The organism is Lactobacillus sp. IBH004 (genome assembly GCF_026185255.2).
GTDB lineage: Bacteria > Bacillota > Bacilli > Lactobacillales > Lactobacillaceae > Lactobacillus > Lactobacillus melliventris.
Window position 1 is genome coordinate 1,644,273 of sequence record NZ_CP110217.2, and the last position, 22,514, is coordinate 1,666,786.

Here is a 22,514-nt window from a genome sequence, read left to right on the forward strand (position 1 = left end):
AACGGCTTATCACTTGAACTAATAAAAACTATTTAATTTTCTTTTTGAGGCAAAAATAGCGAACTGCAAAAGCCAATAATTGCAAAAGCCAGCATTAAAACAAAGCCCCAACGGTATCCAGTTGCTAGATTCGCAGTCGATGTACCACCTGCACACAAACTAATTACCAGCATTGATAATGCTGTGCCAAGTGAGCCACCTATTTGTCTGACTGTAGATGAACCCGCATTTGCATGTGCCGTCATGTGGGGTTCTACAACATTTATACCCGCAGTAAAAGTGGTCATCATGGTAAATGATATTCCCACCATACGTAGCGCGTAACATAAACTAATTAAAACAAGACTAGTATTGCTATTAAAAACAACCATTGGTAATGTGCCTAATAAAAGCATAGTAAAACCAAAAAGTGCCAATTTTTTAATACCAAACTTATCAAATAAAGTTCCTGAAACCGGATTGCAAATGATCATTAATAGAGCCCCTGGCATCATTACTAAACCAGAAGTTAATGCACTCTCTTGTCTAGTAGTTTGTAAATATAATGGTAAAACTAATTCAATTCCTACCATTGAAATATTGCTGATAGTACTTAGTAAAGTATCCAAGTCAAACTGTAAATTTTGAAAAACTCTAATATTAAGTAATGGTTTCTTCATATGTAACTGACGTCGACAAAATAACAAAATAATTAGTACACCAAGTGTAAAAAGAGCTGCTATTGCAATTGTAATTTTGCCAGTGTTCCCGATATCAGACAGGGAATACAAGATTAGGCCAAAGCCCAAAATAGATTCAATAAACGATATTAAATCAGTATTGCTTTTGCGCGGTTGAGTGATATTTTGAATACAAAATACAGTACAAATAGCTACCAACCCACTGGCAATACTTAAAATAATAAAAAGCATTTGCCAGTCTGCATACTTTAAGATTAATCCCGAAATCGTGGGACCAACAGCTGGACCAAATCCAATTACCAAGCCAGTGATTCCCATTGCCATGCCTCTTTTTGCAGGAGGAAACATAATCAAAATGACGTTTTGAATAAATGGCATTAAACTACCGGCCGCCACAGCTTCAATAATTCTGCCGACTAGTAATGTGGCAAAATTAGGAGCAAAAATACAAATGACTGATCCCGTAAAAAAGATTAGCATCATTGTTAAAAAGTTTTGTCTTAAATTAAATGATTCAAAGATCCACGCTGACATGGGAATCATTAGCCCTACGACCAATAAATAAGAAGTAGTAAGCCATTGAGCAGTGGATTGATTAACTTTAAACGTAGCCATTATTGTGGGGAGAGCGTTATTGAGAAAAGTTTCCGCTAGTAGCGAAACAAATGCTCCAAATAGTAAAACGGCCATCATTAAAGCTCTTTTTTTATTAGAAATATTTTTGATCATTTTAGTCCCTTCTTTAATGTAGCATGCTACATTTTTGCTAATAATAATTAGAAATTTGCAGAAATTTTATTTAAGACTTGTTCAAGTTCTGAAATTTCTTGCTTTGACAAGTCCTTAGTAATGCGCTTATTAATGTTTGTCATAATTGTCCGAATCTTAAAAATATTTTTGTCAATTAAATTAAAGCCTTCATTTGAAAGTTCTAACACAATTTGCCTTTGATCATTTTCTAAACGCGAAGTAGCAATTAATTTATTTGCTTCTAAGCGTTTAACTATTCCTCGAATTGTAGGATGACTTAGCACAAATGCATCTGCCACTTCTTTTTGGGTAATTTGCCGTGCTTTTGATTCATATAAATAAATCATCAGAGAAATTTGGGCACCTGTTAAAGAATAATCTCTAAATATTTCTGCAAACTGCTTGTTTAATTCCTTTTCAATCAAAGTATTCGCAATTTTAATTTTGGGACCAATTCGGTTCAAAAAAGCTGTCATATAATTTCCTTAGAAGTAAATCTCATACTAATATTTTATCATACTGTAGTATACTACACTTTTTTGTAATTAACATCTTTTTAAAACTCAATTCTATAAAATTGGTCCAACCACGAGTGTGGTAAAATTAAAACACTATATTAATAACAGAAAGGTCAAAAAGCAGTTATGAAAGACGAACAAGCTCCAGCATCATATCCCAAGATTTCTAGTAAGCATCACATGAGAATTCACTGGAAACAGTTTTTTAAAAGTTCAGATGATACTTTAGTCAAGGATATTACCCTGGTAGAAAAAGGATCTTTAGTCGGCAGAATAGGTATAATGCTGCTGCAATGTGGCACTGGAGCCTGGCGTGTGCGCGATTCGATGAATACCATTGCACGGGCACTCAAAATTACATGTTCAGCCGACATTGGTTTAGTAACTATCAGCTATACCTGCTTTGACGTTGACAACAAGTCATACTCACAGACTCTTTCCTTACCAACTACAGAAGTCAATATGAATAAGTTAAATGAAATGGAAGAATTTGTCCGTAAATTTGAAGCTGAAAATGGTCACTGGACAATTGGGGCGATTCATCATAAATTGAATCAAATTGAGCGCCACACTCAAAACTATCCCCTAATTATTTCCGCTTTGAGCGCTGGTTTGGCATGTGCCAGTTTTATTTTTTTACTTGGTGGTGGCTTGCCAGAAATGTTTTGTACATTTTTAGGCGCTTTAGTTGGTAACTATTTACGCCAACTAATGGGTAAAAAGAAAATTACTCTTGTTGCCAAAATAACTGTTGGTGTAGCAGTTTCCTGCGCGGTGTATTTCCTTTGCTTTAAATTAGGAACAATAGTTTGGGGTTGGAGCAGTAATCATGCTTATGGTTATATCGGCTCAATGCTCTATGTCATTCCCGGTTTCCCTTTTATCACATCTGGTCTTGATATGTCGAAACTTGATATGCGATCAGGGCTGGAGAGACTAGCCTACGCAATACTTGTTGTCATGATTGCATCAATGGTGGGCTGGGGTACGGCTACCATGCTCAACTTATCACCGGGTGCTATACCAAAACTAAATCTTAATCCGACTTTACTGACAGTGCTTAGAATAATTGCCAGTTTTTGTGGCGTTTTTGGCTTTTCAATTATGTTTAATGCTAAATTATCAATGGCAACAGTTGCTGCCGTAATTGGTGCCCTGGCAAATACTCTGCGTTTAAGTCTAGTTGAATTTAACCATGTTCCAGCCGCTCTAGCAGCATTCATTGGGGCATTATTGGCAGGACTAATTGCCAGTTTTGTCCGCGATAAAGTTGGCTTTCCCCGTATTGCGATCACTGTTCCCGCAATTGTCATCATGGTTCCCGGCTTATACATGTACCGCGCTGTCTTTAATTTTGGCATTACTAACATTAATGTCGGTGCTTATTGGATTATGGATGCTTTGATGATTATTACTGCTCTGCCAATCGGTTTATTAACAGCCCGCATTTTAACAGATGCAAAATGGCGCCATTGCGACTAAAATACTTAATTGGAATTTTTAATTATTTTATCTAACTAGATTCTTAGTTAGGTATTTTATTAGGAACATATCCGTTAATGCTCTTTAATTTGTTCGCTTTTTACTCTATTTTTATTATAAAAATTGTGCTAAACTAAAATAACAAGTGAAAAACAAGAACATTATCTAAGGAGGATTACATGAGTTCGGTCGTCACACCAGAATTTACACGGGGCTTGCCTAAAGCCGAATTGCATTTGCATATCGAAGGAACATTAGAACCGGAATTGAAGTTAAAATTAGCTAAACGCAATCACGTCGATATAGGCCAAGCTACAATTGAAGATGTCCAAAAGACTTATAATTACCATGATTTGGCATCATTTCTAGCTGTCTATTATCCAGCAATGAATGTTTTACAAACTGAAGAAGACTTTTACGACTTGGCCTGGGCCTATTTAACTAAGGCTGCCGCCAACAACGTTAGACATGTAGAACTATTTTTTGACCCCCAAGCTCATACTAGCCGCGGCATCCCCTTCGAAGTTGTACTCAATGGTCTTTATCGAGCTACTGTTGATGCACGGGCATTAAACGTTGATGCTCATCTGATCATGTGCTTTTTACGTGATTTTTCTAAAGAATCTGCTAGAAAGACCCTGCAGGAAGGTCTCAAGTACCGTGATAAGATAATTGGCATTGGACTTGACTCTGATGAGCATAACAATCCGCCACTAAAATTTGCCCGCCAGTTTGAAGACGCAGTTGCTGCTGGACTGCACATCACTACTCACTGTGACATTGATCAAAAAGATTCAATTGAACATATTCGTCAGGCTTTAGAAATTATGGAAGTTGAGCGGCTTGACCATGGCACCAACATTGTGGAAGACCCAGACCTGGTTGAATTAGCTGCCAAAAGACAAATTGGCTTGACTTCCTGCCCGCTATCTAACAGCTTTGTTTCACCGGAAATGAAGGGTAAAGAAGTAATCGATCTTTTGAATGCGGGAGTAAAAGTTTCCATTAATTCAGATGACCCTGCTTACTTCAAAGGCTATATCAGTGATAATTATTATGCTTTAGCACAAAAATTTGATCTATCACAAGATCAAATCGTGCAACTTGCTAAAAATTCTTTTGAGACCTCTTGGATCAGTCAGCGCCAAAAGCAATTATATTTAGATGAAGTAGACCAATTTGTAAAAGCAAACGCATAATTTAAGTTATCAAGCAAAAAAGGCTAACTCACATCAAAACGGGAGTTAGTCTTTTAATTTGGGATATTATTTTATTATTTTAGAAATTATTTTTTGCTTTTTTATTCCTTAGCCGCAATTGCTTTGATTGCATTACGACCTGAAAAGATACAATAACCTGCATGTGTACCAGGAACATTAACACCATAAGTATCACCATACAGAACAGCAGAACCATCACCACCAATAGCATATAAGCCTGCAATAGGTCTGCCTTTAGTATCAAGTACTTCATTATTGATATTAACACGAAGGCCGTCACCAGTAGTATAGGCACCAACACCTAATTCAATAGCGTAAAATGGACCCTTGCCATCAACTGGCAACAGATATTTGGCCGGTTTATGAAAATCAGTATCTTCGCCGTTTGCCGCCATCTCATTATAATGCTTAACGTAAGCAACTAAATTAGGAGTAGCAATTTCCTGAGCTAGTTCCTCCAGTGTTGCGGCCTTGTGCAGGTACTGGCGGCCTTCTTTTTCGGCCTTGGCAATGTCATCACGCAAAGTCGGGTACCTGTCTTCTGGAACAAATGGCTTCATTGACCTTGGGTAAGATTTATCAGTAAAGTCATCCAAAATCTTTTGACTAAAGATGCAGAAGACCCGATCTTGGCGGTTCATTGCGTTACCTTCATTAGCCCAGTTCACAACAGCTGCACTTTCATCAACAAAACGCTCGCCTAATTCATTTACCCACATTTGCGGCTGGTCACAAACTGAACTCCAAATAGCTGTCCCCCAGAGCTTGAATGATGGGATAGTCTTATCTTTTAGCTGACCACCAAACATCATTGCCATGCCTGTGAAGTATTTTTTAGCGCCCAACTTCCAGGCCAATCTCAAACCGTCTCCAGTATTTTTACCAGAGTTAACGGGAATAATGTTATCAGGATTTTGGTGAGGTGTACTTTCTAATAACTTTTGGTCGTTCAAATAGCCACCTGTAGCCAAAACCACATTTTTAGCATTAACAACTTTAGCAGTTTTTTCTACCACATTAGTCAGAGTAACATCATAAGTGCTGTCAGCATTTTGTTTTAAGTCAGTTACTCTTGTTAAAGTAAGAATCGTAATCCCCTTATTCTTAGCATACGGCTCTAAGCCATTATGAATAGCATCATGACCCCTGCCTTTAAATAAATGCCAGGTCCGGGCACCGGAACCCAGGTTTGCTACCATACCAATTACGGCACCATGGTCTTCAAGCCAAGAAACGTTTTTACCAGCATTGTCAATATATTTTTGCCACATTTTACCGTCTGCTTTGTAATGCGAATAAGTCAGTTCTTCTTTAAGCAAATCTTCCTTGTTCAGAACCGCGTTATCCTTTTTTTGCAGTTCTGAATCGGCAGCAAAAACACCTTCAACATAATTGCCAGTGCCTCCAGTTGTTTTACCTTTTTCAACCAGCAAAGTTTTTAAATTATTGTCAACAGCTTCATCTGCAGCAGCAAAGCCAGCAAGTCCAGCGCCAACAATTACTACATCATATTTTTCTTGTGTCATATTCTCTTCCTCAAGTAAAAAATTAAGTACAAACCAGTTTTTAAAATTTATACCTGATTTTAAATAAAACTATTTACCAGCTTTAGCAGTTTCAGCCGCATCAATTCCGGCTAATCTACCAGAGATATAAGCAAAGCCTAAAGTACCACCTTCAAAGTCAACATAAGCCTTGCCATACATTCCAGATGCATCGGCACCTGCCACGTACAAGTTAGGTACAGGTTCACCTTTTGGAGTCAAAGCATGCATTTTTTCATCAATTGTGGCACCACCAAGAGTTCCCAGATTACGGGCAATAAACTTCACAGCGTAAAATGGTCCGTTTTCAACTGGAATCATTCTCTTGGTATCAGAGAAGAATAGATCATCTTCACCCTTCTTCTTAGCGTCATTGTATTGCTCAACCGCTTTTTGCAGATTTTCTTTGTTAACGCCCATCTTTTCGGCTAATTCAGCAATTGTATTACCAATAAATACAACGTTAGTTGCAGCCAGCTTATTTAACAGTGCAGTAAAGTCTGTCTTTTCATGTTCATGCTTAATATTTTCTTCAGTATCTGTTGGATAATTAAATTCCATGTAGAACTGGCGGTGGTTCTTCCACTTGCCATAGTGATCTTCAATTGCAACTGTGCCGCCTTCTTTAATCTTGTCCAGCATTGCCTGATCAAAGACAACGAATTCGGTTTGTTGTGGTTGTTCTGACAATTCGGCTCCATGCACAGCAAAGTCTAATGCATGGGTTTCACTGGCATAACGCTGGCCGCGATTATTAACGCGCAAGTTTGGAAAGTCTGCTAGTGCATTAACAGGCATCCAGTTGGGGCCGACAAGTTTAGCCATATCACCAATATCTTTATTACTAAATGTTTGCCAGAAGTAATGGGTTGAGCCGTTGATATGGTGAGCAGTTCCTGCATCCCAGGCCATATTCAAACCGTCACCGGTATTTTGCAAAACCTGCCCTTGTGTGCTGACATCACCCAGGTATTCCTTACGCATTTCAGGGTTGCCGCCAAAGCCACCTGTGGCAATAACAACTTTCTTAGCATTAACGTGGAGCGTTTCTTCATCACTTTCAGCAATTAGACCAACAACTTTGTCATCATCTTGCAGCAGTTTTTTGCCAGCAAAGCCAAAGTACATTTTGCCGCCAATTGACTTGAATTTTTCAATCAATTTAGTTACTGCCTTAGTGCCGCCTTCTTGATAGCCATGAAGGGTAGCAGGCATGCCAATATGATCATAGCTGCCACCAGTACCAGCATCAACCAATTTCATAATTGCGCCGTTTTCATTTAACCAATCAACGGTCTTACCTGATTCATCGATAATGCGGCGCACAAGAATTGAGTTCATATAGCCTTGAGAAGCGTCCATGTATTCGTCATAAAGCCACTTCTTAGAAACGACTGCATCTTGGTCTTTTTGTTGTTGACTGTCGCCAGCAAACATTCCTCCGGCAAACGTACTTGCGCCAAGTGGAGAAATGGTTTTTTCAAATAAGGCAACGCTAGCGCCATGTTGCCGTGCAGCTAAAGCAGCTGCCACGCCAGCACCACCGGCACCAACTACAGCAACATCAACGTCAATAGTTTCTTCTTTCTTACCGGTATTTTGACCACCATTTTCTTTAAGAGCATCATAGTCAACACCGGCTTTATCAAGGGCTTCTTTTACACCCGCAATAATCCCGCGTGAAGTTTCGGAAGCTCCAGAAACGACATCAACATCAACTGATTGCTGGTCAACAATCTTTTGGGCCATCTTCTTAAATGCATTGTCAGCCAAACTGTCTGGCGCATATTTATCCAATGGTTTAACATTAACAATTTTATCTGTGTCAACCTCAACTTCAAGGTTAATTTGACTTTCTTTACCTTGACCCGAGCCAGTGTATTTGCCCGGATTTGCAGTTATTTTTTTGGTCATTACAAAATTCCTTTCGTTTATCTACGTGGACGACTACCATTTGCGTCTGGCAGGATCCCAATGATAATAGCAGTGATTGCGAAAAATATTCCTTGAATTATAAATGTTAATTCATAGTTTCTACCAGCAATTAAACCGATTACAGTTGGAAGACAAGATGAAAGAAGTAGTGAAACTGTACTTACAAGTCCTCCGGCACTACCCGCATATTTAGGACCAACTTCAGGAAACTGAATCGGCATTGAGTTCATAATTGGACCAGTCATGGCACCAAACAAGCCACCAAGAATCAAAGCAATAGTTAAAGGCAAACCTAAAGGTATGAACCAAGTCATTGCCATTAAAAAGCCACCTATAAGAGTAAAGACTATCATTACCGGCTTAGCCTTTTTAGCTTTGTTGATTAGACCAGGCCCAAATAATGAGCCGCACAAACTACCAATAGTTGCAATAGCTGCTATCATACTACCTGCAGCAGGTGTCATACCACGAGCAGCAAAGGCTTGTGGCAAAATACCGGAAAAGCTTTCACTGGCAGCAACACCTAAACCACCAGCAAGACCAACTAACCAAGTCTTCTTGCTGCGTGCTACAACCTTAAAGTATTTCATTGCTGATTCAGGTTTAGCTTGTGGAGCTTGAGCCTGTACTGGCGGAACCTCTTCGCCTTCAGGCTTCTCTTTAACAAATAAAATCCAGCAAACAGTTAATATTAATAAAAGTGTAGATGAGAAAATATAAGCTGCTTTAACGCTTGGAAACATGTGAGAAGTTAACTGCGTTAACATGATACCAATACTTGCTGATGCAAAGAATACTCCCATAGCCAGTTTAGTATCTTGTTTAAACCATATACCAAATATCTTTAAGGCATTGGCGCTCAGAAGTGCCATATAAACACCAAATAGCAGCAACATAATCATCATCGTAGCAAAATTAGTAGCGATTATACGACCATAAGCACCAATAAGTGAAACAAAGCAACCAAAAGTGACAATTTTCTTAGCACCATATTTATCTCCCAGTGATCCAGCAGGAATACTGAGGAAAACTGCGACAAACATTGGAGCCATCAATAAGCTTTGAAATTGTGCTGGTGCAATATGTAAAGCCGGCATAACTTGTGTAGCTAAAGCAGAAATTTGATATTGAATATAACTGCTAGTAGCATCCATCAAAGAGATAATAGCTAAAATTACCCATCTATAACTAGAAAGCTTAGGTAACTGTTTTTCATCCATAATAAATTAAAACTCCTTTTGTAATTAAAACTAATTTTCAGCGGCGTATTGTCCAGCTAAACGGCCGAATGTTTGAGCATGGCTGCAAGTAAGACCTGGAACACGGTCTGGGTAACTACCCCAGAAGAAACCACCACTGGCATTACCAGCCGCATACAAATGAGGAATTGGCTTACCCATCTTATCAATCACTTCCATCTTGGTATTAATACGCAAGCCATCTAGTGTTGCCAGCAGGCGGCCACCCATAATAACACCATAGTATGGCGCTTTAGCAACTGGGAATAATCTGAATTTTTCTTTACCAAAATCAGTATCAACGCCCTTGGCACACATCTCGTTATAGCGTTTAACACTGTTAACCAAGTTATCTTTTGGCAAGTTCAACTTTTCAGCCAATTCTTCAATGGTATCGGCTTTTTGAACCATACCATCATCAATTCTGCGTTGAATCTCAGCCTTATTTTCTTCAGTATTGTAAATACCAGGCCAGCCTAAACGAGAACAGCCTTGAGTTTTGAACTGGGCTAAGTGATCCATGGTATCTTCTGACCAAATTTGTGCTTCCAGGTATCCCGGTTGTTTAGCCATTGCATTAATATCAAATTGGTAAGGGACACTCTCATTGCCAAAACGTTCGCCGTTCAGGTTAACCTTTAGCATTGGATATGCACCCATCCAGAAATAGCCAGGACCCTTAAAGTCAATTTGATAGTGTTCTTCAGCATTGGTACCAACAGGAACAGCGCCACGGTCAAAAATAATTTCTGCTGGTTCTTCATCACGAGCTGCTCCCACTTTAAGTCCTGCAAGAATTCCTGAACCGTCATCACGCGGACCGTCAGAATAAACGTTCTTCTTGTAGCCAAGCGGATCCCACTTCTTCATTAATTCAACGTTGCCGCCATAGCCACCTGTACAAATGATGACACCTTTGGTAGCCTGATATGTCGTTTTTTCACCGCTATCACGAGCGCTGGTAATCACACCGGTCACCGCACCGCTGTCATCAGTGACAAGTTCTTCAAGCTTAGTATTGTATTTAAGAGTTACTCCTAACTCCTTAACTTTATCAATTACCCAATCACCATAGTGAGCCCAGCCGTTGTCAGGTGTTGCAATTGCAAGTTCAGTGTTAAAAGCGGTGTTAACAACTGTTTCATAGTAAGCATCCTTTTGCGGTCTCAAGACGCCACCATTTGGTTTTAGAATGTTATCTTCCAGCCAGTTCGCTGTTTCATCAGCATGATTTGCCCAGGTCCAAAGTAGACGCTCATCAACATTATCTTGGAAAAATAAAGTTAAAAAGTTCATTAATTTAGCTTTATCAACCTTAATACCTGCCCGTTTTTGAGCATTACTATTCAGAGCGGCAAAGAAAGACCGGTAGAGAAATTGTGAACTGCCCTGTTTATCAATTAACAGAACTTTAGCTCCTTTTTCTGCCGCGGCACATGCTGCCATACCACCGGCATTACTGGCACCGGCGATAATTACATCATAAATATTTTCCATTTTTGTCCCTCACTTTTTAAAACTAATTTCTCAATCGCTTACATGATACTATGAATCAAGTGATTCTTTTCACGCATTTCAGAATTGAAGATTACAAAATGGAATGTATAACATTGTTTCATGATTTTTTGCTCAAGAAAAAATACTTACAGTAACAACCATCGTGTGCATACTGCAAGTATTATTTAAATAACTTAATTTCACTAAAATTATTTTTTTACCGGTGAATATTCTTTAATTGTTTCCCTTAAAATCTTAACAACTTGATTTAAAACAGATTCATTTGTAAAAGATTCCATATATGCAATACCATAAGGAGATATGTCATGATAATCAATAGGAATATACGATACATCTTTGGCACTACCATCGACGATAAAATTAGGTAGTACCCCATAACCCCAGCCTGCTTTTACATAAATGTCCATGGCTAAAAAATCTTGCACAAATTTAATATGATCCATTCCCATATTATTGATAAGAATATCCTGATACCTCATTTGCACATTTAAAGAACTATTGGGATCCAGTAAAAAGATATTGGTGTTCTTTAGATCTTTTAAAGTAATTAGTTCTTTTTCAGCTAAAGGCGAACCCTTGGGACATGCCAAAACAAATTGTCCTTGAATTAAAGGCTTGAATTTAACATCCGCAACTACTTCAACATCATCTCTTGCAATGGCACATAAATCAACGTGATGGTTGAGAAGTTCTCCAATAGAGTTATTAAGTACAAAAATAAATTGAACGTTGAGATTACTGCCAGATTCCCGCAGTTTACGTAAAAATATTGGTAAAATTTTTTGTTCTAGCGGAGTATCACAAACTCCAATTCGCAACAATGTTTCTGGATCGTTTTTTTGGCTCTGTAAATAAGCAACGGTGTAGTCCATATCATCTACAACATTTCTGGCGACATGATAAAAATATTTGCCTGCATTAGTGAGAGAAATACGATGATGCGCGCGATTAATTAAGGTAACGCCAATAGTATTTTCAAGATCCTTAATATTTTTGGAAACTGCTGACTGGGAAAAATTTAGTCGTTCAGCTGCGATAGTAAAACTTGAATTATCAACAGCTTTGATAAAACATCGTAATTGCGTAAAATTCATTTTTTGATTACCTCATTAAAAGCCTTAGTATTGTTTATGTATATATTATAACCAAAAACATTTATTATAAAAACATAGATTTGTATTGCACAATTTGATTTAGTGTATACAAAAAGACCATTTAGCGCAAATGGCCTTTTTAAAAACTGTTACTTTATCTTACTTAGCGCATCATTAACCGCATCTTTGAGACCGCGTGATGAGCTTGAGGCACCGCTGACTGCATCAACATCAACGGTATTTTCCTGAACCATTTTGGCAGGTAAAGTCTTGATAGCTTTTAGGCCATAGTCATCTGATTCAGCTTGCTTCAAAACTTCAATGTTCTTCAAGTTCTTTTGCTCATCAACAGTTACCCGGACAACTATTTCATCACCCATACCTTTAGTTGATTTACCAATATATTGGTTTTCTCCTGTTTCATAGGTTTCGTGTTTAAGATCCGAAGTTAAGTGCTTTTCAGGCATAGTAGCACCACTTGCCGCATCAGTAGTTGCAGCAGCTTTTGGTTTAGCAGCATTTTCTCCTGCAATCTTGCCCCAAATTAAGCATTCTGCCAAATTATTGCCGCCTTGGTATTGGTTAGCACAGATACCGCCAAGTTCACCAGCAGAATAAAGATTAGGAATTGCTTTACCTCTGGTATCTAAAATTTCGGCATTCTTATTTCTTCTAGGACCACCTTGTGTATTGAGCATAGTTTGTTCTAGTCTGACAGCATAAATTGTGTTACCAGTAAATGCACGTAAAGTTGCTGGATCTCTTCTAAATTCGGGATCATCTTGCTTTTGACATGCTTGATTGAAACGATTGAGGGTATCAGACAATACTGCCGGTGCAACACCAATTTTACCTGCTAATTCAGCAGCAGAGTCAGCTTTGATAACATTTTCTGTGTATGGTTTGTAATCGCCAATAATTTTATCGCTATCTAATTCATGCTTTTTAGTTTCATCAAAAATCAAGTATGGGTGCTCTTGATTTAGCGGCACTTTCCATTGACCATGATTCTTGATATGGCCGTGGCGGTTTTCTTCTGCTTCATTAAAGTATCTGGTACCGTCATCACCTACAACAAAGGCACTGCCGCTAGCGACCGCTTCATTTTGAGACCCTAACATTAAGCGACCGCGTTGTCCTGCTGGTACCGCAAAAGCCATACCATGAAGCAGACCTAAAGATTCATAATTATGTAAATGCCAAAAATCAGCGCCAACTTCCAGGGCCATTCTCAGACCATCACCTTTGTTGTAAAGGGTGCCTAAAGGTGCCAGTCTTTTGGCGCCAATAAAGTCTTCAATCATTCTTTGATTATTTTCAAAACCACCGGTAGTCATGACAACACCATTTTTAGCCTGAACTTTGAGCAGCTTACCGTCACGCTTAATCACTACGCCGTAAATCTTTTTAGTTTCCGGATCTTGAATTAGTTCTTGAGCAGGTGTGCTGTACAAAACGTCAATTTTGTCTTGCCGTTTCACTACCTGCTCTTTTAAAATCTGCCATAAGGAAGCATCAAACCAATGTTTAGTTACAGTGGTGAAATCATAGGACTCTGAACCTGGAAATTCTGGAAATTCCCTGAAAGCATAACTTTTGTCAGGGGCATATTCCTTAGCACTATTTGGTTTAACACCCAAATATTTTGAAACATATTCAGGAATGTGCACCATCCCGTCGACATAAGTATCAATCATCTCTTCGTCAAGTTCCATTGGCGCCGTTAGTTTCTGATAATACTTTTTTAACTCATCAAAATCGTTACCAGTACCAATTAATTGGGCAGAATACCGGGTATTACCACCTTCGTGCCCTTCAGGAGCTGCATCAACCAGTAGCACTTTAGCGTCATGATCAGCCGCAAACCGAGCAGCAGTGGCACCAGCACCGCCAAATCCTAAAACAACAACATCATAATTTGCATTCCATGCAATATTCTTGTGATAAATCATGGTAATCTCCTTAATATAAATCGCTTTCATTAGTCAAATTAATTCTATCACATTATATTTTTCCAATATATACTATTCAAAAAACAATAGTTATCATTAATAAAACTCATTGAACTCATCTGTTAAAACAACTTGACTTAAAGTTCACGTTAAGGATTAAAGTAATCTTATTAAATCAAATATAAAGGAGTTAAAAAAATGGACGATCATAAAAGTGATGTGCAAGATGGTATTTTTGCTTTAGGTGCCAAAAATACTGCTTATCAAAAATATTTTAAAGGTCAAAGCTATTTGCAGAGTTTAGTCAGTGATCCTAATATTAATGTCAGCGTTTCAAATGTCAGTTTTGAACCCGGTTGTCGCAACAACTGGCACCAGCACATTGGTGGCTTTCAAATTTTACTAGCTACCGCCGGTGTAGGCTGGTATCAAGAAGAGGGTAAGCCGGCACGCAAACTGCACCCAGGAGATGTCGTCGTAGTTCATGACAGTGTCAAACATTGGCACGGTGCTACCAAGAACAGTTGGTTTGCACATATAGCTATTACTGCGGGAACGCCTAAATGGTTGGAACCTGTTACAGATGAAGAATATGAGAAACTGGAGGACTAAAAATGAAAAAACAGACTGCTGGTAGAGATAAACTAGGTGATTTTGCACCTAAATTTGCAGAATTAAATGATGACGTTTTATTTGGTGAAGTCTGGTCAAGAGAAGATAAATTATCTGCACGCGACCGTAGCTTAATTACCTGTGCTGCATTAATGGCACAAGGCGCTTTCCCCCAACTTAAATCACATATGATTATAGGAAAAAAGAATGGTATTACTCAAGACGAAATGGTGGAGTTGATTACCCACCTGGCCTTTTATTGCGGCTGGCCTAAAGCATGGTCAGCATTTGGTCTGGCGCAAGAGGTTTTCGCTGATTAAAACTTTTAACATAAACGGCTGGTCTGTTTGCTCATATGACGGCCAAAGTTGTCTTAAATTTGAGGGTCATATCACTGCTTCGTCTGGCTGCTTTTTTATGTCTAAAAACTTTGACCGTTAAAGGTATCAGCAGCTGAAAATTTATGTTACTCTTGATGGGTATTAAAAGAAATTACGGGAGTAAAACGATCATGAGCAAAAAAATTTTAATTTTACACACTGGTGGCACCATTTCAATGTCAGAAGATGAAAATGGCAAAATTAAGCCCAACAGTCAAAATCCACTAGCTGATTTACCTTTAAATGTTGATGATGACGTGCAGTTAGTTACAGAAGAAATTTTTAATTTGCCCTCGCCCCATATGACTCCTGAGCGCATGTTGCAACTTTCTTTGCGTATCCGCCAAGCTGAAGCAGAAGGCTTTTTTGGCGCAGTTGTAACTCACGGCACTGATACTTTGGAAGAAACAGCTTTATTTTTAGATCTAACTATCTCCAGCAAAATGCCTGTAGTAGTGACCGGGGCCATGCGTTCTTCTAACGAAATTGGCAGTGACGGCCTGTACAATTTCAGGACTGCAATTATGGTAGCCAGCTCTGATGCTTCCATTGGTAAGGGCGTTGTAGTAGTCATGAATGATGAAATTCATCCGGCCCGTTATGTCACCAAAACTCACACCACCAACGTAGCTACTTTTCGGACAGCCACTTTTGGTCCAATTGGCGTTGTTTCAGAAGGCCACGTCAATTATGTGCAAACTATTAACCCGCAGCAACATTTACCTATTGATCATGTCGTTGCAAATGTCTATCTGGTAAAGGCCTATGCAGGAATGGGACCAGAAATTTTGCAGGCCTTAAATAAACCGACAACTAAAGGAATAGTGATTGAAGCTTTAGGTGCTGGCAACATGCCGCCACAAACACTGCCAGCACTGCAAAAATTGCTTGATAATAATATTCCGCTGGTATTAGTCTCACGCTGCTTTAATGGTATCGCCGAACCGGTCTATGATTATGAGGGCGGCGGTGTTGGCTTAGCCAAAATGGGTATTATCTTCTGCCGCGGCCTTAATGGCCAAAAGGCCAGAATTAAACTCTTAGTGGGCTTAAGTGCCGGACTTCATGGTGAACAATTAAAGAAATACATTAATAAATAAAATATGTGTTCAAGCCAGCTGCATAAGTAGCTGGTTTTTTGCTTGCAAAAATTAATAATTATTTGTAAAATGACCGTTGGTCATTATTGAATGAAAGGAGCACAAAATGTCATTATGTATGTCTTAACTCCCAGAGAAAAAGAAGCCAAAAAGCAGCTAATTGCGGCTGCAGCCAGTAAATTATTTCAAAAAAATGATTTTAACCAAATATCCATGGCGCAAATTGCACATGAATCAGGCGTAGCTAAAGGCACACTATTTAATTACTTTAAAACCAAAGAAAACATCTTTATGTATCTGCTGCTTTCTGGTTATCAAGACTACCTCAAAGAAGTACGCCAGCGTTTTCAAAAAACTGCAAGTATCACTTCTTGGAATGACTTTACTGCTTTTTTATTAGAACAAAATCACCTGTTAATACGTGAAAGGCCCGATTTATTGCGGCTTAACGCATTACGAGGACCAATTTTAGAAGCAGCGGCTGACAGAGAACAAACTTTGGCCGGTCGGGAAAAATTATATGAAATAAACCAGCAACTGGGACAGGCGATTGCTGCAAGAATCACACTATTAAGCGTTAAAGAGGCCAGTCACCTTTTTATTATTCAAAGCGCCATAATTAGCGGTCTCATGAACATGATGAATCTGGACGAATTTCACCACGATCAATTGCCCGTCGACTTTAACGGCTTTCAAATCGACCTCGAACAAGAAGCCAATCAAATAATGTTGTTTTACTTACAAGGATTGCAACAAAAACTGGAGGGAACTAAATAAAATGAAACTCGCGAACATCAGAAATTTTGCCATAATTGCTCATATTGATCATGGTAAATCAACCTTAGCTGACAGAATTATGGAACAAACTGATACTGTGAGCAAAAGGCAGTTAAGTGACCAATTACTCGACAGCATGGAAGTTGAACAAGCTCACGGAGTAACGGTCAAATCACGATCAGTGCGTAACTTTTATCAAGCTGACAATGGTCAAGAATACGAATACAATTTAATCGATACGCCGGGACACGTTGATTTTTCCTACGAAGTCTCTAAAAGCCTCGCCGCCAGCGATGGTGCTATTTTATTAGTTGACGCAACCCAAGGCGTACAAGCACAAACCGTAGCCAACTTACGTTTAGCTTTAAAGCATAACTTGACCATCATTCCAGTTATTAACAAGATTGACAATGCGGCGGCTGACGTTGCGGCAACAGAAGCGCAAATTCGTGCTTTGCGCCCCGAATTCGCAGATGTGGCTATTTTAAAAATTTCTGCTAAAACTGGCGAAAATGTTCACCAGGTATTAGAAGCTATTTACCAAAAAATCCCAGCTCCTCAGGGAAAACCCGCTGCACCTCTTAAGGCTTTGCTTTTTGACTCGCAGTATGATTCTTACCAGGGAATTATCGCCGATGTCAGACTAATTGACGGCACGTTAAAAAGCCAGCAAAAACTAGAATTAATGCAGAACGGCAGCACATTTAATGCTCAAGCAGTGGGAATCTTCACGCCAGATATGAAGCCAGTAAAGGAATTAAACGCGGGTGAAGTCGGCTATATTGTGACTGGGATTAAGGATGTTGCCAGCGTGCAGGTTGGCGATACCTTAACCACTGCGGAAAATCCGACTAAAAATGCCATTCCCCACTTTAAGCCAGCGCAATCAATGGTTTATGCTGGTTTTTATCCTAAAGGAGATACCAGCTATGAGGCTCTAAAGCAGGCTATCAGTAAGCTCGCTCTCAATGATTCAGCCTTTCATTACACCCCCGAACAATCTGAAGCACTGGATGCCGGCTTTCGTTGCGGCTTCTTAGGTATTTTCCATCTGCAAATCATCCAGGAACGACTGCGCGATGAATATCATGTCGAAGTGTTGACAACCGCGCCGAATGCCACCTACCACGTTTACCTCAAGCAGCCTCAGCCTAAACAGGAATATCTCACTATCACCAATCCGGCAAAATTTCCTGATTTTTCTGAAATTGATTATGTCACTGAATCATACGTTAAGGCCGTAATTACCACGCCCAATGAATACTTGGGTGCCGTCATGAAATTATGCGACCAGCATTTTGGGGAAATGGTCAACTTGGACAATCAACAAGATTTAGTCACGTTAACATACAAACTGCCGGTATCTGAAATTGCCTATGACTTTTTCAACAGCTTAAAATCAATTACTCATGGTTTTGCGACTCTTGACACTGAATTTCTGGATTACGAACTAGTAGATGTAGTTAAAATTCAAATTCAGATTAATTATGCTTCTGTTGATGCTCTAGACATTATCGTGCCGCGGCAAAAAGCCGATTTGATCGCCCATAAATTAGTTAAAAAATTGAAGTATACTGTGCCGCGGCGTTTATACCCCATGCCTGTGCAAGCAATGGTGGAAAACAAAGCAATTGCCAGAGTTGACGTACCGCCTTTGCGTAAAAATGCGGCTGTTAATGGCGAAAAACGGAGTATTTCGAAGAAACAACAACTTTTGCGTAGACAAAGTCTAAACAAAAGGCAAGCTGTTAAAAGTGATATTAAGTTGCCCCAGAGCGTGTTCGATGCCATTTTAAATATTAATGAACCGGATTAAGAATTTCTCAACATCCATTTCAAGAAAAAGACAATCAATTATTTTTACGTAATTGATTGTCTTTCTTTTTTCAGCTTTGGTAGATTTTTAACTTTACCGGCCCGATTAATCCAGCTGGTGGAATAATACCAAATTGGGATTCAGGGTCTTGAATTTTAATGGCCAAGTTATTTACCGTTTCAACTTCAATTTTATTTGGACCTACTTTTAAGAATGGTGTTATCGCAAAAGTTGTGCTTTGCTCAATAGTTCTTCCCACTAATTTACCGTTAACTTTTAGTTCAGCGACTTCACCGATTTGTCCTAGATCAATCTTGAATTCATCTAAAAGCTTATCGACTGTTATAGTAGCTGAATAACTACTTTTGCCAGAGTAATTCTTAAAACCTGGCAAAGAATTCACATCTCTTAAGTCAAAATTTTTGAAACACTGACCTGCAATTTTTAAATCCCAGTTTGAAATTTCTTTTTCTTCAATTAGCGACTTAACCAGCCTACGATAAATATAGTTAAAAATAGGGCTTTGTCTCCCTTTGGAGCATGATAACGTTGCTTTCTAATTTTTAAATGGGGGAAAGTTATACTCCCCCTGCTTATTTTGGCCATTCTTAAGATAATCAATGTACAACATTACATCTTCACGATTTAAATGTTCAAGAGTATCAAGCCCAATATCAATATTATTTTAGTCTTACTAATTCCAGTATTACGTAGCTAAGTTGAAGAGCACCTAATTTCTGTTAAATATTGATATTTAGTTGTCTGAACAGATTCTTACCTAAATAAAATTCTTTATAATACCTATTATACAAGATCAAGGGAAAAGCCACATTTGGTCAGACGAAGAAATTAAAAATAAGCAGTAGCAAAGCGGTTAAAATTAAAGCAAAAGCCCAAAAAGGCATAGAAATTGAAGTAGCACTCAAACAGTAGTACAATTAGAGTACTATTTGAGAGAGGCGAGACAGTCATGGCAGTTAAAGATAAAAAAAGAGTTCAAGTACAAATTGATAAAAACTTGGCTGAAAATACCGAAGCAATTTTGAGTGAGTTGGGCCTAACACCCACCACGGCTATTAACATGCTTTATAAGCAAATCGTTGCAGATGGTGCTTTACCCTTTAAGCCAACTTTAAGTGAAACAGAACGAGCAAAGTTACGTTTTTTAAAGGCCACTGAAAATACTCCAATAGTGGAGTTTAAAGACGCTAAAGAAGTTGCTAATTGGCTAAATGATCCAAATGAAGACTAATGACCTAATTAGCTTATTCGTTAGTTATGTAGAAACTAATGGTGGTAAGCCTAGACCAGTATTAATTCGCAAGGTTTCGGCGCAAACAGTTGAAGCTTATAAAATTACCAGTAAGTACAAAAATAAATCGGCTTATATCAGGCAACAGTATTATCCAATTAAAGAATGGCAAGCTGCCGGTTTAATGAAGCCCTCATGGGTCGATATTGGTAAGCTTTACCGCTTTCCCAAAAGAGGTTTAACCTTTAAGGGAATCGGTCATTTAAGTAAGCGAGATCAAAATGAAATTGCTGATTTTGCTATTGCTTTGAAATCCAAAAGAAAAGGCAAAAACTAAAGAACAAAACCGATCTGCCTAGTAATTGGACAGATCGGTTTTTAATATCTTTATGGCAAGGTCACTCTGATAATATATTGATCAGCATATGGCGGGTAGCCATGTTTTTTACTTAGTTCTTTTATTTCATTAATAATCTTGTTTGTACTAATTTTTTACTTTTTTCATTTTAAAAGCTATATTAGTAGCTTTAAGCATTGTAATGTCGTTTAATACAATTTCTTATAAGGAATCAATTCCTGGAAAAAACTATACTTTGCACGGTATTGCTATAGTAGAAAATGTAAGAATTAATTTTTAGACAAAAAGATAAATCAAGTATTTCTTTTGGAAAAGACTTGATCTATTTTTTTGCTTTTTTGTGCTGGAAAAAGGAACCGGATTGATAATCATGCTAAAGCCTAAAAGCAATAGCCTTTTCAACATATAGTGTTTTAAATATATTAAAGTACAATATGTTGCGGAGTATAAGTGATAAAAAGGAGAGTAGACTTTATTGAAAAAAATCAAACCAAAATTAAAAGAATATGCTGAACAATCTGGTCGACAACTTGACGCTTCTGTCAAAATTGACAAATAAACTGCAGCTACAAAAAATTCCTAACCACGAAGGTTAGGAATTTTATTTTTTAACTTAAAATTAGTCGTCTAACTTCTCTTTGTTAGTGACATTCAACTTGTCATCAAAGGTGTAAACTACAGGTTCACCGGTCTTCATTTCCAAGTTCATAATATCAGCGTCAGAAATGTTTTCGATGTATTTAGTCAAAGCACGAAGTGAATTACCGTGAGCGGCAATAATGACATTCTTACCAGCCAATAGGTCTGGTGCAATGTGATCTTCCCAGAATGGCATAACTCTCTTTAAGCAAACCTTTAAGTTCTCAGTCCGAGGAATAATGTGTGGGTCAAGATCAGCGTAACGACGATCGTGAACTTGACTGTATTTAGAGTCATCCTCAATCTTTGGTGGTAAAACATCGTATGAACGACGCCAAATGTGGACTTGTTCATCACCGTACTTGTCAGCAGTAGCCTTCTTGTTTAAGCCTTGCAAACCACCGTAGTGACGCTCGTTTAATCTCCAGGTCTTAGTTTCGGGAACCCAAAGTTGGTCGCTTTCTTCCAAGGCATAGTGCAAAGTCTTAATGGCACGAGTTAAAACTGAAGTATAAGCTTGATCAAATTTCAAGCCGTGTTCCTTAATTAACTTACCTGCATTCTTGGCTTCTTCAACGCCTTTTTCTGATAAATCTACATCAATCCAACCAGTAAATTTATTTTCAAGGTTCCATTCACTTTGTCCGTGACGAATCAAAACTAATTTTGACATGAAATATCTCCTTTGCAAATTAAATGTTTCACTTACTATTTTACACATTTACATTTTGTTTTCATAGGTTTTAGGGTTAAAAATCGTTTTTTAAATTCAAGTTTTAAGATACAATAGAAATAATAATGATTATAAGAAAAGAGATTATCTAACTAGTTATGAAAATTAAAAAACTAATGCTGGGCCTAAGCTTAATGGCAGCTTTAATTGCTGGTGGTTGCTCGAAGCCAAAAAAGCAAAGCGAACCAATTTTAACTAAAAGCCAAGTAATCAAATGTTCACAGAAATCTTTTAAGAGTGGGCAGGCAAAGCAGGTTATCACTTTGGGTACTGATACTTCGAACCAAGTTGTTGCTACGACTGCCCTATTTGGAGGCAATCCCACCGTTTTTCAACTTAATTCCCAAACACAGGCTAAAGGCAAAACCCAGTCTGCACAAGAGTGGGTTGATAATTCCAATCATATCTATATTAATGGTGAAAGCAATTGGTACAAGAGCGACTTTAACAAATTAACTGGTCATTCATACGTTGATTTATTGGACTCCATAGTCAACAACCCCATGTTAATGGATCCGCCAGCGGCTCTTACAGAAGCTTATAAAATGACACGTAAGGGGCAAACATATACGCTAGACGCAACAGTTAAAGATCAAAAGACCATAAAGAAGGCGCTTGATCCCATTTTTATCACTAATAATCAAAGCTCAAAGCAACAAACTATTTACCGTAAAATAGCCAAAATAGGAAAAATTCAAGGTATGACCGCAAAACTTGTGGTTAAAAATAAGAAGCTTTATACGTTTCAATACTTAGTTAAAATTAAAGTAAACAAATTAATGCGCTTCAGTGCTGGTCAAAGTTACGGCAACATTGGCAGCAGGGACTTTTTAAAGATTCCTAATAATGCACTTAACGCCAAGCCATTACCTGAAACAAATAAAAAGAAGAAATAACTATTATTAATGTGAACCCT

19 protein-coding genes and 1 pseudogene are annotated in these 22,514 nt (G+C 38.3%); 10 read left to right on the forward strand and 10 right to left on the reverse strand.

The window, feature by feature from the left end; all coding sequences use genetic code 11:
- Nucleotides 1-32 precede the first annotated feature (32 nt).
- The gene (locus LDX54_RS08195) at nt 33-1,409 is read right to left on the reverse strand and encodes an MDR family MFS transporter (RefSeq protein ID WP_198202589.1); all 1,377 of its coding nucleotides are present in this window, start codon (nt 1,407-1,409) and stop codon (nt 33-35) included.
- Between the two features lie 47 nt (nt 1,410-1,456).
- The gene (locus tag LDX54_RS08200) at nt 1,457-1,906 is read right to left on the reverse strand and encodes a MarR family transcriptional regulator (protein ID WP_174795196.1); all 450 of its coding nucleotides are present in this window, start codon (nt 1,904-1,906) and stop codon (nt 1,457-1,459) included.
- A 168-nt stretch (nt 1,907-2,074) separates the two neighbouring features.
- Between LDX54_RS08200 and LDX54_RS08205 the strand changes: the two genes are divergently transcribed.
- Nucleotides 2,075-3,430, forward strand: coding sequence for a threonine/serine exporter family protein (locus LDX54_RS08205; RefSeq protein WP_265667476.1), 1,356 nt, complete (start codon nt 2,075-2,077; stop codon nt 3,428-3,430).
- A 179-nt stretch (nt 3,431-3,609) separates the two neighbouring features.
- On the forward strand, nt 3,610-4,629 hold the full coding sequence (gene add, locus LDX54_RS08210) for an adenosine deaminase (RefSeq protein ID WP_265667475.1): 1,020 nt from the start codon (nt 3,610-3,612) through the stop codon (nt 4,627-4,629).
- A 101-nt stretch (nt 4,630-4,730) separates the two neighbouring features.
- On the opposite strand, the gene LDX54_RS08215 is transcribed toward add, so the two are convergent.
- From LDX54_RS08215 to LDX54_RS08240, 6 genes are all read right to left on the reverse strand, one after another.
- A complete protein-coding gene (locus LDX54_RS08215; protein WP_265667474.1) occupies nt 4,731-6,176 on the reverse strand; it encodes an FAD-dependent oxidoreductase in 1,446 nt (481 codons plus the stop codon).
- 69 nt (nt 6,177-6,245) lie between these two features.
- Complete coding sequence (locus LDX54_RS08220) at nt 6,246-8,108, reverse strand: FAD-dependent oxidoreductase (protein WP_265667473.1); 1,863 nt, start codon at nt 8,106-8,108, stop codon at nt 6,246-6,248.
- 17 nt (nt 8,109-8,125) lie between these two features.
- Nucleotides 8,126-9,349: an MFS transporter gene (locus LDX54_RS08225; protein ID WP_265667472.1), complete on the reverse strand. Its 1,224-nt coding sequence runs from the start codon at nt 9,347-9,349 to the stop codon at nt 8,126-8,128.
- Nucleotides 9,350-9,379: 30 nt separating this feature from the next.
- The gene (locus tag LDX54_RS08230) at nt 9,380-10,864 is read right to left on the reverse strand and encodes an FAD-dependent oxidoreductase (protein WP_265667471.1); all 1,485 of its coding nucleotides are present in this window, start codon (nt 10,862-10,864) and stop codon (nt 9,380-9,382) included.
- Nucleotides 10,865-11,073: 209 nt separating this feature from the next.
- Complete coding sequence (locus LDX54_RS08235; protein ID WP_265667470.1) at nt 11,074-11,979, reverse strand: LysR family transcriptional regulator; 906 nt, start codon at nt 11,977-11,979, stop codon at nt 11,074-11,076.
- Between the two features lie 149 nt (nt 11,980-12,128).
- The gene (locus LDX54_RS08240; RefSeq protein ID WP_265667469.1) at nt 12,129-13,931 is read right to left on the reverse strand and encodes an FAD-binding protein; all 1,803 of its coding nucleotides are present in this window, start codon (nt 13,929-13,931) and stop codon (nt 12,129-12,131) included.
- Between the two features lie 198 nt (nt 13,932-14,129).
- Here LDX54_RS08240 and LDX54_RS08245 point away from each other — a divergent pair, with 198 nt between their 5' ends.
- From LDX54_RS08245 to lepA, 5 genes are all read left to right on the forward strand, one after another.
- Nucleotides 14,130-14,543 (forward strand): cupin domain-containing protein, encoded by a 414-nt coding sequence (locus LDX54_RS08245; RefSeq protein ID WP_174795184.1) that lies wholly within the window; start codon nt 14,130-14,132, stop codon nt 14,541-14,543.
- 2 nt (nt 14,544-14,545) lie between these two features.
- On the forward strand, nt 14,546-14,863 hold the full coding sequence (locus LDX54_RS08250; protein ID WP_265667468.1) for a carboxymuconolactone decarboxylase family protein: 318 nt from the start codon (nt 14,546-14,548) through the stop codon (nt 14,861-14,863).
- 191 nt (nt 14,864-15,054) lie between these two features.
- On the forward strand, nt 15,055-16,023 hold the full coding sequence (locus LDX54_RS08255) for an asparaginase (RefSeq protein WP_265667467.1): 969 nt from the start codon (nt 15,055-15,057) through the stop codon (nt 16,021-16,023).
- A gap of 90 nt (nt 16,024-16,113) precedes the next feature.
- Nucleotides 16,114-16,800 carry a TetR/AcrR family transcriptional regulator gene (locus tag LDX54_RS08260; protein ID WP_265667466.1) on the forward strand — a complete coding sequence of 229 codons (687 nt, stop codon included), beginning with the start codon at nt 16,114-16,116 and terminating at the stop codon, nt 16,798-16,800.
- Between the two features lies 1 nt (nt 16,801).
- Nucleotides 16,802-18,616 carry a translation elongation factor 4 gene (gene lepA / locus LDX54_RS08265; protein WP_265667465.1) on the forward strand — a complete coding sequence of 605 codons (1,815 nt, stop codon included), beginning with the start codon at nt 16,802-16,804 and terminating at the stop codon, nt 18,614-18,616.
- 70 nt (nt 18,617-18,686) lie between these two features.
- On the opposite strand, the gene LDX54_RS08270 is transcribed toward lepA, so the two are convergent.
- Complete coding sequence (locus LDX54_RS08270; RefSeq protein ID WP_265667464.1) at nt 18,687-19,010, reverse strand: hypothetical protein; 324 nt, start codon at nt 19,008-19,010, stop codon at nt 18,687-18,689.
- 576 nt (nt 19,011-19,586) lie between these two features.
- On the opposite strand from LDX54_RS08270, the gene LDX54_RS08275 reads away from it, so the two are divergent.
- The gene (locus LDX54_RS08275) at nt 19,587-19,868 is read left to right on the forward strand and encodes a type II toxin-antitoxin system RelB/DinJ family antitoxin (protein WP_265667463.1); all 282 of its coding nucleotides are present in this window, start codon (nt 19,587-19,589) and stop codon (nt 19,866-19,868) included.
- Nucleotides 19,858-20,199: pseudogene (locus LDX54_RS08280) on the forward strand (hypothetical protein); the annotation flags it as partial. The gene LDX54_RS08275 and the pseudogene LDX54_RS08280, both read left to right, overlap by 11 nt.
- A gap of 646 nt (nt 20,200-20,845) precedes the next feature.
- On the opposite strand, the gene LDX54_RS08285 reads toward LDX54_RS08280, so the two are convergent.
- Entirely contained in the window at nt 20,846-21,538 is a 693-nt protein-coding gene (locus LDX54_RS08285) for a 2,3-diphosphoglycerate-dependent phosphoglycerate mutase (RefSeq protein ID WP_110446606.1), read from the reverse strand.
- Between the two features lie 158 nt (nt 21,539-21,696).
- On the opposite strand from LDX54_RS08285, the gene LDX54_RS08290 reads away from it, so the two are divergent.
- On the forward strand, nt 21,697-22,494 hold the full coding sequence (locus tag LDX54_RS08290) for a hypothetical protein (protein ID WP_265667462.1): 798 nt from the start codon (nt 21,697-21,699) through the stop codon (nt 22,492-22,494).
- Nucleotides 22,495-22,514: the final 20 nt, after the last annotated feature.

Bases quoted from the DNA above. Each gene is read 5' to 3' on its own strand.
- LDX54_RS08215 (WP_265667474.1), bottom strand. From the start codon at position 6,176: ATGACACAAGAAAAATATGATGTAGTAATTGTTGGCGCTGGACTTGCT.
- LDX54_RS08245 (WP_174795184.1), top strand. From the start codon at position 14,130: ATGGACGATCATAAAAGTGATGTGCAAGATGGTATTTTTGCTTTAGGT.
- LDX54_RS08290 (WP_265667462.1), top strand. From the start codon at position 21,697: ATGAAAATTAAAAAACTAATGCTGGGCCTAAGCTTAATGGCAGCTTTA.
- LDX54_RS08285 (WP_110446606.1), bottom strand. From the start codon at position 21,538: ATGTCAAAATTAGTTTTGATTCGTCACGGACAAAGTGAATGGAACCTT.
- LDX54_RS08275 (WP_265667463.1), top strand. From the start codon at position 19,587: ATGGCAGTTAAAGATAAAAAAAGAGTTCAAGTACAAATTGATAAAAAC.
- lepA (WP_265667465.1), top strand. From the start codon at position 16,802: ATGAAACTCGCGAACATCAGAAATTTTGCCATAATTGCTCATATTGAT.
- LDX54_RS08195 (WP_198202589.1), bottom strand. From the start codon at position 1,409: ATGATCAAAAATATTTCTAATAAAAAAAGAGCTTTAATGATGGCCGTT.
- add (WP_265667475.1), top strand. From the start codon at position 3,610: ATGAGTTCGGTCGTCACACCAGAATTTACACGGGGCTTGCCTAAAGCC.
- LDX54_RS08235 (WP_265667470.1), bottom strand. From the start codon at position 11,979: ATGAATTTTACGCAATTACGATGTTTTATCAAAGCTGTTGATAATTCA.
- LDX54_RS08200 (WP_174795196.1), bottom strand. From the start codon at position 1,906: ATGACAGCTTTTTTGAACCGAATTGGTCCCAAAATTAAAATTGCGAAT.
- LDX54_RS08220 (WP_265667473.1), bottom strand. From the start codon at position 8,108: ATGACCAAAAAAATAACTGCAAATCCGGGCAAATACACTGGCTCGGGT.
- LDX54_RS08225 (WP_265667472.1), bottom strand. From the start codon at position 9,349: ATGGATGAAAAACAGTTACCTAAGCTTTCTAGTTATAGATGGGTAATT.
- LDX54_RS08240 (WP_265667469.1), bottom strand. From the start codon at position 13,931: ATGATTTATCACAAGAATATTGCATGGAATGCAAATTATGATGTTGTT.
- LDX54_RS08255 (WP_265667467.1), top strand. From the start codon at position 15,055: ATGAGCAAAAAAATTTTAATTTTACACACTGGTGGCACCATTTCAATG.
- LDX54_RS08260 (WP_265667466.1), top strand. From the start codon at position 16,114: ATGAAAGGAGCACAAAATGTCATTATGTATGTCTTAACTCCCAGAGAA.
- LDX54_RS08230 (WP_265667471.1), bottom strand. From the start codon at position 10,864: ATGGAAAATATTTATGATGTAATTATCGCCGGTGCCAGTAATGCCGGT.
- LDX54_RS08250 (WP_265667468.1), top strand. From the start codon at position 14,546: ATGAAAAAACAGACTGCTGGTAGAGATAAACTAGGTGATTTTGCACCT.
- LDX54_RS08205 (WP_265667476.1), top strand. From the start codon at position 2,075: ATGAAAGACGAACAAGCTCCAGCATCATATCCCAAGATTTCTAGTAAG.